The 12,126-nt window shown below is 60.7% G+C and carries 17 protein-coding genes and 1 tRNA gene; 6 read left to right on the forward strand and 12 right to left on the reverse strand.

Annotated elements, in window-relative coordinates:
• Positions 1 to 51 precede the first annotated feature (51 nt).
• Both BLX41_RS14245 and BLX41_RS14250 read right to left on the reverse strand, forming a co-directional pair.
• Positions 52 to 279 (reverse strand): RebB family R body protein, encoded by a 228-nt coding sequence (locus tag BLX41_RS14245; RefSeq protein WP_011058560.1) that lies wholly within the window; start codon positions 277 to 279, stop codon positions 52 to 54.
• 118 nt (positions 280 to 397) lie between these two features.
• Positions 398 to 928: an RNA polymerase sigma factor gene (locus BLX41_RS14250; protein WP_185073557.1), complete on the reverse strand. Its 531-nt coding sequence runs from the start codon at positions 926 to 928 to the stop codon at positions 398 to 400.
• Between the two features lie 200 nt (positions 929 to 1,128).
• Between BLX41_RS14250 and BLX41_RS14255 the strand changes: the two genes are divergently transcribed.
• Positions 1,129 to 1,205, forward strand: a tRNA-Arg gene (locus tag BLX41_RS14255).
• Between the two features lie 80 nt (positions 1,206 to 1,285).
• On the opposite strand, the gene BLX41_RS14260 is transcribed toward BLX41_RS14255, so the two are convergent.
• Together BLX41_RS14260 and BLX41_RS14265 are read right to left on the reverse strand one after the other, a co-directional pair.
• Positions 1,286 to 2,197, reverse strand: coding sequence for an ATP-binding protein (locus tag BLX41_RS14260; RefSeq protein ID WP_259744912.1), 912 nt, complete (start codon positions 2,195 to 2,197; stop codon positions 1,286 to 1,288).
• Between the two features lie 22 nt (positions 2,198 to 2,219).
• On the reverse strand, positions 2,220 to 2,477 hold the full coding sequence (locus BLX41_RS14265; RefSeq protein ID WP_123725403.1) for a hypothetical protein: 258 nt from the start codon (positions 2,475 to 2,477) through the stop codon (positions 2,220 to 2,222).
• A gap of 143 nt (positions 2,478 to 2,620) precedes the next feature.
• On the opposite strand from BLX41_RS14265, the gene BLX41_RS14270 reads away from it, so the two are divergent.
• The 4 genes from BLX41_RS14270 to BLX41_RS14285 all read left to right on the forward strand — a co-directional run bounded on the left by BLX41_RS14270 (position 2,621) and on the right by BLX41_RS14285 (position 6,237).
• Positions 2,621 to 3,349, forward strand: a complete 729-nt coding sequence (locus BLX41_RS14270; RefSeq protein WP_123725404.1) for a S24 family peptidase — start codon at positions 2,621 to 2,623, stop codon at positions 3,347 to 3,349.
• Between the two features lie 413 nt (positions 3,350 to 3,762).
• Positions 3,763 to 4,776: a pentapeptide repeat-containing protein gene (locus BLX41_RS14275; RefSeq protein ID WP_185073559.1), complete on the forward strand. Its 1,014-nt coding sequence runs from the start codon at positions 3,763 to 3,765 to the stop codon at positions 4,774 to 4,776.
• Between the two features lie 170 nt (positions 4,777 to 4,946).
• Complete coding sequence (locus BLX41_RS14280; protein WP_123725406.1) at positions 4,947 to 5,789, forward strand: hypothetical protein; 843 nt, start codon at positions 4,947 to 4,949, stop codon at positions 5,787 to 5,789.
• Positions 5,773 to 6,237, forward strand: a complete 465-nt coding sequence (locus BLX41_RS14285) for a hypothetical protein (RefSeq protein WP_123725407.1) — start codon at positions 5,773 to 5,775, stop codon at positions 6,235 to 6,237. Before BLX41_RS14280 ends, BLX41_RS14285 begins: the two co-directional genes overlap by 17 nt.
• A gap of 18 nt (positions 6,238 to 6,255) precedes the next feature.
• Here BLX41_RS14285 and BLX41_RS14290 read toward each other — a convergent pair whose 3' ends face one another.
• The 7 genes from BLX41_RS14290 to BLX41_RS14320 all read right to left on the reverse strand — a co-directional run bounded on the left by BLX41_RS14290 (position 6,256) and on the right by BLX41_RS14320 (position 10,957).
• Positions 6,256 to 6,444 carry a hypothetical protein gene (locus BLX41_RS14290; protein WP_123725408.1) on the reverse strand — a complete coding sequence of 63 codons (189 nt, stop codon included), beginning with the start codon at positions 6,442 to 6,444 and terminating at the stop codon, positions 6,256 to 6,258.
• A 72-nt stretch (positions 6,445 to 6,516) separates the two neighbouring features.
• Positions 6,517 to 7,197: a hypothetical protein gene (locus tag BLX41_RS14295; protein ID WP_123725409.1), complete on the reverse strand. Its 681-nt coding sequence runs from the start codon at positions 7,195 to 7,197 to the stop codon at positions 6,517 to 6,519.
• The gene (locus BLX41_RS14300) at positions 7,194 to 7,775 is read right to left on the reverse strand and encodes an RNA polymerase sigma factor (protein WP_123725410.1); all 582 of its coding nucleotides are present in this window, start codon (positions 7,773 to 7,775) and stop codon (positions 7,194 to 7,196) included. The genes BLX41_RS14295 and BLX41_RS14300 overlap by 4 nt, the downstream gene beginning before the upstream one ends.
• 37 nt (positions 7,776 to 7,812) lie before the next feature.
• Positions 7,813 to 9,582 carry a vWA domain-containing protein gene (locus BLX41_RS14305; protein WP_123725411.1) on the reverse strand — a complete coding sequence of 590 codons (1,770 nt, stop codon included), beginning with the start codon at positions 9,580 to 9,582 and terminating at the stop codon, positions 7,813 to 7,815.
• 89 nt (positions 9,583 to 9,671) lie between these two features.
• Positions 9,672 to 10,232 (reverse strand): YbhB/YbcL family Raf kinase inhibitor-like protein, encoded by a 561-nt coding sequence (locus tag BLX41_RS14310; RefSeq protein ID WP_123725412.1) that lies wholly within the window; start codon positions 10,230 to 10,232, stop codon positions 9,672 to 9,674.
• Positions 10,233 to 10,452: 220 nt separating this feature from the next.
• Positions 10,453 to 10,701 (reverse strand): BrnA antitoxin family protein, encoded by a 249-nt coding sequence (locus tag BLX41_RS14315; protein ID WP_123725413.1) that lies wholly within the window; start codon positions 10,699 to 10,701, stop codon positions 10,453 to 10,455.
• Positions 10,679 to 10,957, reverse strand: a complete 279-nt coding sequence (locus BLX41_RS14320) for a BrnT family toxin (RefSeq protein WP_123725414.1) — start codon at positions 10,955 to 10,957, stop codon at positions 10,679 to 10,681. The genes BLX41_RS14315 and BLX41_RS14320 overlap by 23 nt, the downstream gene beginning before the upstream one ends.
• Positions 10,958 to 11,149: 192 nt before the next feature.
• On the opposite strand from BLX41_RS14320, the gene BLX41_RS14325 reads away from it, so the two are divergent.
• Positions 11,150 to 11,743, forward strand: coding sequence for a DUF4291 domain-containing protein (locus BLX41_RS14325; RefSeq protein ID WP_123725415.1), 594 nt, complete (start codon positions 11,150 to 11,152; stop codon positions 11,741 to 11,743).
• Between the two features lie 173 nt (positions 11,744 to 11,916).
• Here the strand turns inward: BLX41_RS14325 and BLX41_RS14330 are convergent.
• Positions 11,917 to 12,126, reverse strand: a 210-nt coding sequence (locus BLX41_RS14330; protein ID WP_123725416.1) for a DUF945 family protein, incomplete at its 5' end; no start/stop codon positions are given.

Below are 12,126 nucleotides of genomic sequence, written 5' to 3' on the forward strand. Positions count from 1 at the left end.
TGGGGTTTTCTTCTTGAACCACGCCATGACGATTCTCCCGGGCGATCAGCCCTACTCGCCGATCGCCATGATCAGCGCCACGGCCTTGGACACCACCGCGTTGGAAATCTGATTGAGCGCCTGCTGGCTGTTGACCGCGTTCTGCAACGACAGGCCCGCCGAGTGGCTGGCCACCTGATACAACGAGGCGATGGCCTGGGCCGGGGCTTCGGCCACCACCTTGACGTTGGTCTGGGTGACGGCATCGGTGATCTGCGAGTTGACCATTGGATCTGGCATACATCTCTCCTTAGATGGAATGGCCCACCGCAGGGACGGCGGCGCCGGCTACAGCGTCGAAAACAGGCTCACTGAACAAGAACGCCCCAGCGGGCCTGCTGTGAATCTTGCGGATGCTTCAACGCAACGCCGCCCGTAACAGCTGCACATGCTTGCGCGCCAAGGGCTGGTTCATCCCCAGCTCGGCGGCAATGTGTGGATAGGGCAGGTCATCGACAAACTTCAGTTCAAACAGTCGGCGCTTCTTGAGGGGCAATTGCGCCACCCGTCGACTCAGCAGGGCCAGGGTTTCCAGCAGCTCCACCTGCTCCAGCACCGACATCTGCGGGGCCTCCAACTGCTGCAATGGGTCCTCTTCGAAATCGGCGAAATCCACGAACAGGCGCTGCTCTCGAGCCCGTCGGCGGCAACTGTCGACAAACACATGATCGAGGACCAGGAACAGAAAACCCTGGGGGTCGCGAATCCGCTCCGGCGAACGGCGAAAGAACAGCAGCGCCTTGATCGCCGTGGCCGCCAGCCACTCCTGGGCGCCATCGGCATTGCCCCGCGCCAGCTTCCGGGCGCGGCGCTGCAACCCGGGGAGCACCGCCTTCCAGCTCGCCTCGAACAGATGGTCCGCCAGCGCTGCCTGCAGACCGTCTTGCATGGAACAATTCATCTCCCACACCTCCCTGTGCCCCGTGACTGCACGGATATGGCTGCAGGGTGCGCTGGGCCGAACGGCCGATGCAGCGGGAAAAACTGCCGCTACGGCCCGGGTTTCCGGGGATTGCGAAGGGCTGTGGAAAAGGGATGCAAGCCGGCGTGGACGCCTCGAGTCGACATAGGTATGATGTCGCCCGCACTGCATCCGTAGCTCAGCTGGATAGAGTACTGCCCTCCGAAGGCAGGGGTCGTGGGTTCGAATCCCGCCGGGTGCACCAGCTTCAACGAGAAAGCCCCAGGTCTGATGGCCTGGGGCTTTTTTGTTTGCCTGGGGTTTGATCCTCCTCTGTACCCCCCGTCACTCAAGCACCTCCCAACGACCGCCTTTAGTCGGCCCCCTGTGCCGGATCACCCCTTCGAGCCGCAGTTTGTCCAGATGATATTTGATCCCATCAGGGCTCAGCCCAAGCCTTCTGGCCAGATCACGCCGGGTAGTCGAAGGTTGCTGGCGCAACAAGACAATGATCCGCCCTCGAACCGTTTCCGAGCTGATTTCTTGGGTAGTTTCTTGGGTAGTTTCTTGGGTAGTTTCTTGGGTAGTTTCTTGGGTAGTCGTCTCCAGCAACGCCAAGGCCGCTCCCCCCAGCGCTTCAACCAACTGGGCCGGATCGGCCCGGAAAGTCAGCATCAGGCCGGACAAACTGATATCGAACAACGGTGAGCCAATACCGTGCTTACGGCACTCACTAAAGATTTTCTCAATCCCCCGCCCCCATGACTCCACGTAACCGGCACGGAAAAACGCCGACGCCAACAGCGGATTGAAAGGGTGAGAAGGGTGCTTGGCCAGCAATTGCTCCTGAGTCCAGCGCTCAGGCAACTGCCCAGGGTTCCAGAGCACGATCTGATGGTCATAGACACTGATCTGGATGGGAATACCGCTGGCGTAATCCTTGTGGATCACCGCATTGAGCAGCGCTTCGCGCAGGGCCTGCAAAGGAAACAGGTAGCGCTCTACACGCTGAATGCCTTCGTAGCGGATATATGCCTTGAGGTATTTGCTGTGGAGTAGCTCCAGCACCTTCTCCACCTGGGAAAACAGGTCGCCATGAATTTCATCCTGATAACGCAGATCGTCATCAGTGATAAAAAAACCAAGCTTGATATAGGCTCCGGGGACAAAACGCTCAGGCTGGTTGCCGAACAACAGCGCCGTGGCGCGCTTGAGGTACCGGCCCTCTTCCAGTTGCAGGCTAGCCAGCAGGGCCACGTCGCTGTCTTCCAGAACAGCCTCACCCCCGCGCCCTCTCCCGCAGCCTGTTCAAGAAAATCTCCAGCTCCCGGCTCTGCGGTTCATCTTTTCTCAACATCACCCCGAACGGGCTCAGCTGTTCTTCGATCTCCAGGTCCAGCGCCGTCAGCAAGCCGGTGTGCACGTGGTCGCGGACGACGGTGTCGGTGATCTGCAGCAGTTGCAACAGGGTCAACACCGCGGTGCATTCAATGGAGTCGCGGTGGAAGCCAACGTCGAGATCAACCACGGCGACCATACGACCTAGACTTGGGCCGTTGCAGGTACTGATAAATCCATCAGATTTATCTGACCACAGGCAAATGCACTTATGCATAATAGGCGTCGAACACCTTCGCATAAGGTTTTTCGATCGTCGTGGACAGGGACTTGAAGCGTGCCATGGATACCAGGGACATACGCAGGGCCAGGATTCGCCAGATCATTGATCGCGACTTCGCTGGTATCGATGCAAATTTCGCCAAGCATATAGGCCGTCAACCGTCCTATATCGCCAGGATATTTACCGCACGGGCCGAACATCAGCGCAATATTGGCGAGGCCTTGGCGCGCAAGATCGAAATCGAGTGCAATCTGCAACCGGGCTTTCTCGACCAGCCTTTGAAGCCCCCCCGGCCATCCCGCGAACTTGCCGACATTGAACTCAAGGACAACTCCAACACCTCGGAGCGTGACGAGGCCGCAGTGCCTTTCCTGTGCGAGGTGGAACTGGCTGCGGGCTCCGGCCGGTTTGCCATCGAACGCTGCAACCACAAAAAACCGCTGCGCTTTCAGAAGAAGGATCTGCTGCGCAATGAGGTTGAGCCCGGTCAGGCACGATGTGTGACGGCTCGCGGCAACAGCATGTTTCCAGTGCTGCGCGACGGGGCCATTGTCGGCATCAATACCTCAAGGGAAACATTGGGCCAGATCATCGATGGCGACCTGTATGCACTCGACCACCGCGGCCAACTGCGAGTGAAGCAGCTGTACCGCCTACCCTTCGGCATCCGCTTGCGCAGCTTCAACCGGGATGAGCACCCGGACGAAACCTACAGCTTCGAAGAGCTGCGGGAACAGCGAATTGTCATACTCGGGCACGTGTTCTGGTGGGGAATGTTTGCCCGCTGAGCGTCTCCCCACGAAGGACAACGCCAAGACTCCTCTATCCGCCCCCATGCCCGCCTGTTGCAAAAGTAAAAATCCATATATATCAAGCAGTTAATGCACAAATGGATATTCATGCATAATTTATATGCATTTATGCATTGATTAATGCATAGAAGTTGGTACATTTACCTGACCTGGTCACCCATGACCCTGAATGAGGTAAAGACTGCTCTCCCGACAGGCTCAGTCAGCCCCTCATGTCGTTACGACGTAGACGTACGCCCGTACCGCTCAGGAAATACCGCGACAGGTCCCGTCTAGCTCCTATTGCGCATACCGGAGGCGAGACACACAGCACCGACTGGCACGCCATGCAGGCTTATCTGCCCGCACCAAGACGCGATGCCAGCAATCAATTTGAAAAGGAAATCACTATGCAACAGTACCCTTCGTCCCCGGAAATAGCCGCCGAAATGCTGGAAGCGCATCAGCAATGGCTGAAGAACCCGGCACACGGAAAACGTGCCGATATGGATGGCATCGACCTGACCCATGTGAACGTGTTCAGGGGCGAAAACCTGAGCTCTGCCAACCTGCGTCAAACCAGGATGTACAACTCCACATTTGAAGAAACCGATCTGTCCTTCGCCGACCTGTCCCATGCCTGGATCGAGGCGTCGTACCTGAATCGGATCAATCTGAGCGGTGCCAATCTGAACCAATGCAGCCTCAATAGCACCAATCTGATGGATGCCGATCTGAGTGAAGTCCGCATGAACTACGCCAACATCAGTGCCGGGTTCAGCCGCTCCAACATGAGCAAGGCCTCCCTTTCGAGCGCCATGCTGAACAACTGTATCTTTGCCAATACCAACCTGAGCGGAGCTTCTTTGCAGTACGCCTCGCTCAACGCCTGCTACATGCAACAGGCCGATCTGAGCAATGCCTACCTGGAAAACGGCAAATGGATCGATGTCGATCTTCGTCGCGCGAACCTGCGTGGCGCGGACCTGACCGACAGCGATTTCAAGCGCGTGGATTTTCGCGGCGCGGACCTGAGCAATGCCAACCTGACCAATGCTCGTTTCATTGACTGCAACCTCAGCAACGTGAACCTGAGCAACGCCAACCTGGACAAGGCTACCTTCACCCGGACGCTGCTCGATGGCAGCCCTGTGCACAATGTTGCATCAATGAACGAGGCACTGGGCAACGGCGCACAGATCAAGCACGTAGTCTGCGGTGCCCACACCGTGACCTACACCGCAGAACATCTGTTCATCAACGGCCATAAACGCAGCGAACAGGAATGGTGGTCTCTGACCGACGATCAGGCATCGACCCTGGTGGACCCGATCTGGTGGAAAACCTGGAAGCCGCTCCTGCAACAGTTCACCGCCGTATCCCCGGCGGTAGCGGTAAAGCAGGTGGCAATTACCGCCCTCTGAGAGACGCGACTCGGCGCCCGCCCCTTTGAATCGGGATGAGCGCTGCAACCGTCCCTTCGACCAACCAAGAGCCCCGAGCGCCATCGCTCGGGGCTCTTGGCGTGTCAGCAGAAGCTGTATCCGCAGGGCGCAACTTGCTACATTCGCAGCCCCCCGGACAGGAGGTCCCCATGCTGCACCATCCGCCGTTCAACCCACCCTTCGAGCCAGAAGTACATCATTGGGTCACCTGCTTCATGGGCTATGACATGCCTGCGGCACTCAATGCCGAACTGAGCCGCTACAACCCCAATGATCCCGAAGACCGCGAACACCTGATCCGCCACTACGTGCTGGCGCGGGATTACCCCCAGGAAAATTTCCGTCATCGACAACGGCTGGTAGAGGTCCTGCAAGCGGCCCTGGATGATCCGGACTACGACTTCGAACAGGTCTGGGAGCCCATCGAGGACGACTACGAAGACCATCAATGGCCCAGCAGTTGGCCGGGGGTGCTCGACGACAGCCGTGACTTCTTCCAGCGCCTGCTGATCGCGGCCCGGGAGCTGTGGCACGAAGACCTGACCCGCGCGCAGTTACCTTCACTGGCAGAGTGCCGGGCGATGGATCGGGGTCCCCGTGACTGGCTGTTCAGCATCGATAACAGCGAGGCCTGGAGAGCGGTCTTCAATGAGGCCGCCACACCCTATGACCTGTATACCCCTGGCCCCGTGTTTCAAGGCGAACAACTGAGCCTGTGCCTGTCCGGAGCCCTGGGGCGGCTGTCCGTACCTAGCAACTGGCCGGCGAGCCAGGCCCCAACCCATTGCAGCTTGCTGCTCAACGTCCGGGGCATCAGCGAACTGGCAGTCAGTGGCAGCCGGTTCGACGGGCGCATGCGCACCCAACTCACCCGCCTCAACCCCGGTTATCACCTGTGCCTGGAAATCGGCTTGGACTGCGTGATCGAATGCGTGGCGCTGTCCGTGAGCATCACTGACGTCAAGGGAATACGCGATGAAAAGCAACTTTGAAGTGGCTCTGGAGCGTCAGGAAATTCCCCAGTTCTTTCGCGGTCAGGGCCAGTACCTGACCCGGGATGGCGATTGGGACGAGCACCTGTACTGCATCAACTGGCCGGGAATTTTCGCTTACCTGCGGGACCACGCCGATGGCGCACAGCAACTGAGCAGCGCCTTTGAGCTCTACGTCTACAGCATTGTGGAAACCATCGAGGATTGCTTCGGTCTGCGGGAAAACCTGTTCGGCTATTACTCGACCCGCAGCCGCTGGGCGCTCGAAAGCGCTGATCTGCTGGCGCAGCTGCCGGAGCCTTGCCGGCGGCGCATCGTCCAGCGCCTGAGCTGGTATCGCTGGCAAGTGGAAAACCACGCCCGGCTGCTACCGGAACGGGCCCGGCGCATGACCGCGGACGGTGCCTGCGCCGAGTTCATCGACCTGCCCGCCTTGCCTTACACCTGAACCCAGTAGCCGCCGGGATTATTCATCCTCGGCGGCTTTGGTGCCCAGCTCCAATGGCTCGGCATCGTCCTGAACCTCTTGATCGTCGCCCTCTTCAGCCTCTTCAAGGCCAAAGTCCTTGCGACTTTCCTTGATGGCCTGACGGATATCCGCGCCCTTGATCGGGCAGTTCAACATTGCCGCTATACGGTCGATGCGGGGTGCCATGACCGGCCTCTCACTTTCTGGAAACTGGGCAGATAGTGCGCGCTTTCCAGGGCGACAGCCAACCCCCGCACGTTATTGACGACGCAAGGCTTGCAGGCGCGCGTCCAGATCCTCTTGTGGATACTTTTCATGCAGCTGGAGCAGCAGCTCGGCCGCCGCACGGCTCTGGCCGTCGTCCCACAGACGCAATACCGTCTGTAGTTGCTCATCCAGCCGCTGGAGCGTCCGGGGCTCGACCGCGGCCGACATGCGCTTGGCCATCCTGCTCGACTCGGCCCTGGGCTTGGCCATCGCAGGCGGCGCTTGGTCGCTGAACGCTTCCATCTGTGGCGCCGCGGCAAAACTGCCGACAGGGGCCGCAGGATCCATGGGCGCAGGGGCGGCAGGCGCCGGGGCACTCAAGGCCCCGGCCAGCTCGGTGGAATGCGCAGCCAAGCGTGCCATGGGCGCAGCAGGAGCGGGAACGGGCTCGGGGACAAAGGCCTGCTCTTGTGGATAGTGCTCCGGGGAAGGCCGCAGCAAACCGATGACCAGCGCCACGCCAAACAGGCTGGCAAAGGCCAGTTGATAGCGCGGCCGTTGGCAGGCGCGCATCCAGCGCTGCCAAAGACTCGGCTTGGGCGCAGGGGCTTCGCGGCGCGCGGTGGCCAGGATCAGGGCATCCAGATGCGCTGGCGGCTCCTGGGCGCTGTGTTCGCGGATATGCGCCAGCATCTGCTCTTCGGCTGATGGGGTCTGTCGGGCGTCAGTCATGTGAGTACCTCCTCGGCCAGGAGCCGACGCAATTTTTTCAGCGCGTAGCGGAAACGGCTTTTCACCGTTTCCAGCGGCGCCTGGGTCAGGCTGGCGATCTCTGGCAGTTCCAGGTCGCCGTGGGCCCGCAGCAGGAACACTTCGCGCTGGTCTTCGGGCAAGTCTTGCAAGGCGGCTTCGATTCGCTGCTGGTCGCGACACAGGCTCAGTTGCTGTTCGGGACCGGGAGCGTGATCGGTTTCGCCGTGCAGTTGTTCGTCGTAACTGTCGTGCAGCAGGTTGCGCTGGCCGTGCTTGCGCCAGTAGTCGATCAGCCGGTTGCGAGCAATCTGATACAGCCAGGTGCGAAAGCTGGCCCGGCCCTGGGGCTGGCTGGCACTGCGGATCAGGCTGAGCCAGGTTTCCTGGTAGATCTCTTGCGCCAGCTCGGCCTTGCCGCACAGGCCCAGCACAAAGCGATACAGGCCCTGTCGGTGGCGCTGATACAGCACCTCGAAAGCCGCAGCCTCTCCGGCGCGATAACGCGCCAGCAGCGCTTCATCGCTGCTGGCATCGGTGGACACTTGGGGAGCAGACATAGGGCGGATGAACTCCTGTTCACTGCTCGTTATGGGTCTATTCAAGGCGGCTCTGCACTTGGCTCATGTCCACCGGCTGAGCCTCGACCTGGGCGGCATTCCCAGCCTGGGTTTTCGGTGCCTGAGTTTGCAGACTTTGCGCCAGTTCCACCAGTTGCACGAACTCGCCCCGCAGCCCGTAAGGATCGTCGCCCTTGGCGCTGCGGGCCAGCTTGGCGGTGTCGGTCAGGCTGAAGTTGCCGGTGTAGCGGCCGTCCTTGAGTTGCTGGGAAAACGCCGCCACCGCAGCGGCGAAGCGCAGGTCGGGGCTGGCCTCGGCCAGTTTAGCCGGCTGCTGCGCGCTGATCGGCCGTTCGATCAAGCGGCTGCTGCCACCTTCCGGTGCCTTGTAGCGCACCCGCAGCATCGCCAGTTCGCCATTCTTGCCACTCTGTTCCGGCGCCTTGGCCTGGGTGTAACGCAGCGGCTCCAGCCAGCCCTTCTCGCCAGCCGGGACGATTTCATACAGCGCAGTAACCGTATGCCCGGCACCGATTTCCCCGGCGTCGACCTTGTCATTGCTGAAGTCTTCACGCTTGAGGGCACGGTTCTCATAACCCAGCAGGCGGTATTCGCTGACCTGGGCCGGGTTGAACTCCACTTGCAGCTTCACGTCCTTGGCCACCACTGCCAGGGTCGAACTGAGCTGGTCCACCAGGACCTTGCGCGCTTCGCGCAGGTTGTCGATGTAGGCGTAGTTGCCGTCACCGGCATCGGCCAGTTGCTCCATCAGGTGCTCGTTGTAGTTATCCACACCGAACCCCAGGGTGGTCAGGGATACACCGCTCTTGCGCTTCTCGGCGGCCATGGCCTTGAGGCTGTCGAAGTCGCTGACGCCGACGTTGAAGTCGCCGTCGGTGGCCAACAGGATGCGGTTGATGCCCTTGGGGATAAAACCCTGCTGGGCCATCTGGTAGGCCAGCTGGATACCCGAGGCGCCCGCCGTGGAACCACCTGCGGTGAGCTGGTCGATGGCAGTGCGGATCTTCGCCTTGTCACGACCGGACGTGGGCTCCAGCACCACCCGCGATTCACCGGCGTAGACCACCAGCGACACCCGGTCCTGATCCCGCAGTTGATCCACCAGCAGCTTGAGGGTGCTTTTCACCAGGGGCAGGCCTTCACGGCGATCCATGGAACCGGAGACATCCACCAGGAACACCAGGTTGGCCGGGGCCAGCTCCGCCACCGCGCGATCCGAGGCCTTGATACCGATGCGCAGCAAGCGGGTGTGAGGGTTCCAGGGTGAAGGCGCCAGCTCGGTGGTCACGCCAAAGGGCGAGCCGTCCGTGGGCAGGGCGTAATCGTAGGGGAAGTAGTTGACCAGTTCCTCCAGGCGCACCGCGCCTTCCGGCGGCAGGCTGCCCTGGTTGAGCAAACGGCGGACGTTGGCATAGGCGCCGGTATCGACGTCGGCGCTGAAGGTGGAGACCGGTGCTTGGGCAACGCTGTGGATCGGGTTGTCCGGCAGTTTCTGGTACTGCTCACGGGCCTCGTCACGGTAGCCGGCCATGATCGAATCACGGGCGGCGATGGGCGCCGGCATCGGTGCCGACAACCTCATGGGATGCGCCACGCGCTTGGTCATGACGGCATCGGCGGGTTGCGCCTCGTACTGCGCTTCAGGCTCAGCCTGCAATGCTCCCTGGGTTGACGACCCGGCGGCGGATTCGGGCTTGGACGACACACCACAGCCGGCAACCGCCAGCAACAGACCGGCGGCGAAACCCTGGGCGGCCGGACGAAGAAAATGCAGAGGAAGGGACATGGGGGCTGACCTCGAGAAGAAATGATCCATTCCCCCCTTCAGACGAAGCCCCTTGGCGATTCGGGTTAAGCCCGCAAAATTATTTTTTCTTAGCGGGAGTAGCGGCGCACCACACTGCTGTTACGCAACACGTGACCGTTGATCTTCTCCAGCAACTGAGCCCGGGTCAGCCCGGCAGGCAGGGCATCCGGCGCCAGGTCCAGGGCGTAGATCTGGATGATGTAATGGTGCGCGCTGTCGCCCACGGGCGGGCATGGCCCCATGTAGGCGGTGCCGTTACGACTGTTGAGCCCGCCCACACCTTCCAGAGTCGACTTGGTGCCAGCTCCGGCGGGAATCTGCCGAGTGCTGGACTTGATGCCGTAATGCACCCAGTGATCCACTCCCTGGCCCTTGGCGCCGTCCGGGTCGTGCATGACGATGGCGTAGCTCAAGGTACCGGTGGGGCCCGCGGTCCAGTTCAAGGCAGGGGAGTTGTTGTGCCCGCCACAGCCCTTGGCATCACTGGCGTTGCCGGTGGTGAACAGCCGGTCATCCGAGACCCCGGGGATATTCAGGGTGAAACGCTCCTGGGCCTGCACGGGAAACTGCAGGCACAGCAGCACGGCACCAGCGGCCAGCCAAGTATTGCGGGAGGCAAAGCGAGACATACGAAAGCACCTTTTTGCTGATGAGATCGAGGGGGCCACAAGACTATAGCCTGCACGAAAGAGCGCGCCGCTTTGTGCGCGGCGCGGGAGAGATTGAGCTTGAGGACGGGGTAATTGTAAATGGATATTTCAGAGCCCGACCGCAATAGCGAGCACAGTTCACGGCCGGCCTGAAAGGGCGGCGGGCCACCCGCCCGCCTCCTGAAATGATGCGCAGACCTCAGCCCTGATGGGCCTGCATGTACTGGCGCAGCAATTGGTTGATCCGCGTCTGGTAACCCGCGCCCTGGCCCTTGAACCACGCCAGCACATCGGCATCCAGGCGGATGGTCACGGCCTTCTTGCCCGGCAGATGCACTTCGGCGCGACGGAAAAAGTCGTCATCCAGTTCAGGGATATCTGTGGTGTCGATTCCTTGGTCATCGGTTTTCGCCAGGCGATCCCAGTCAGTTTTCGATCCGTTGGACATAATATTTAGCCTCCCGCTTAGTGGCTTTTCGCGCCGAGATGATGCGCATCGCTTGGCCTCGCCGCTCGGTATGGACCACCACGCCCACCAGGGCCCTGATCCAACCGAGGCTGATCCAGCGCTCCTCGCCGTAGTCCAGGCGCTCATCGCGCAAGGACAGCACCGGACGCTGGAACATCAGCACGGCATCGTTGAAATCGATACCGTGCTTGAGGATGTTGGCGTGGTTCTTGGCCTCGTCCCATTCAACGTACATGAGCAATTTCGTATTTACAAATGTACATACAGGCTAGCCGGCCGATAGCCAAAAGCCCCCTGGGTAAACACCTGGAAATACAGTCAGCTGAGTGCCCATGCCCATCGCGGCCGGCGACACGCTCACTGACAGGCCGTACTCTATCCACCCCAGGGCGGCTTCCCGGCCGCCCGCTTTTCATAAGGAAATGCCATGCATAAACCCGCAACAGAACTCCCCCAGCGCCAGATCCGGGCGCTCTACGACGCCGACACCATTCGCGTCTACCAGGCCTACTCCGACAGCATTGCCGATGCCGCCCTGGCCCACGGCACCTTCGTTTCCCCCCCCTTCAAGATGGAGCGCATGACCTGGATAAAGCCGTCTTTCCTGTGGATGATGTACCGCGCTGGCTGGGGCTACAAAGACGCCGGACAGACCCGCATCCTGGCCATCGACATCAGCCGCGAAGGTTTCGAATGGGCCCTGGCCCATGGCTGCCTGAGCCATGCGGACGAGTCCGTGAGCAAGGAAGAGTGGTTGAAGTTGAAAGACCAGTCGCCGGTGCGGATTCAATGGGACCCGGAGCGCGATCTGTACCTGCGGCCCCAGGAACACCGGGCAATCCAGATTGGCCTGAGCAAGGAGGCCGTACAGTTGTATGTGAACCAGTGGATCAAGCGCATCACCGATGTCACGCCCCTGGCCCACTCGATCCATCGGCTCATTCAGCAAGGTGATTTGGACGGCGCCCACAGCCTGATTCCGCAAGAACAGGAATATCCCACTCCCCGCGAGTATCAATGAATCGCCCTTGGCGGCAGCTCAACCATCAGCGACGCCTGCCGTACATCCTCAGGACTGAGGCGCAAAAACCGCATGACAACCACTCTCCAGACAGCAAAACGCCCGGGCTGTTGAACAGCGCCGGGCGTTGGGCTTCGTGGTCGCAGGGCGCCAAAGACGCCCCCACTTAGGGCTTACTGCAGGGCGCCAGCGCCGCCCATTTTGCTCATGACAAAACCAACGAACTGCTCGACGGTCATCTTCTGGCCGTTGAAATTCACTTCGTTATTGGCGTAGTGCAGCGACGACACCACCGCATTGCCTTCCAGCTTGGCCAACTGAGTGGCCAGGGCCATGGCGCTGAGCATTTCCGCGGTGGCGGCGCTTTGCTCGGCGATCTGCTT

Source organism: Pseudomonas protegens (assembly GCF_003732485.1).
GTDB lineage: Bacteria > Pseudomonadota > Gammaproteobacteria > Pseudomonadales > Pseudomonadaceae > Aquipseudomonas > Aquipseudomonas protegens_B.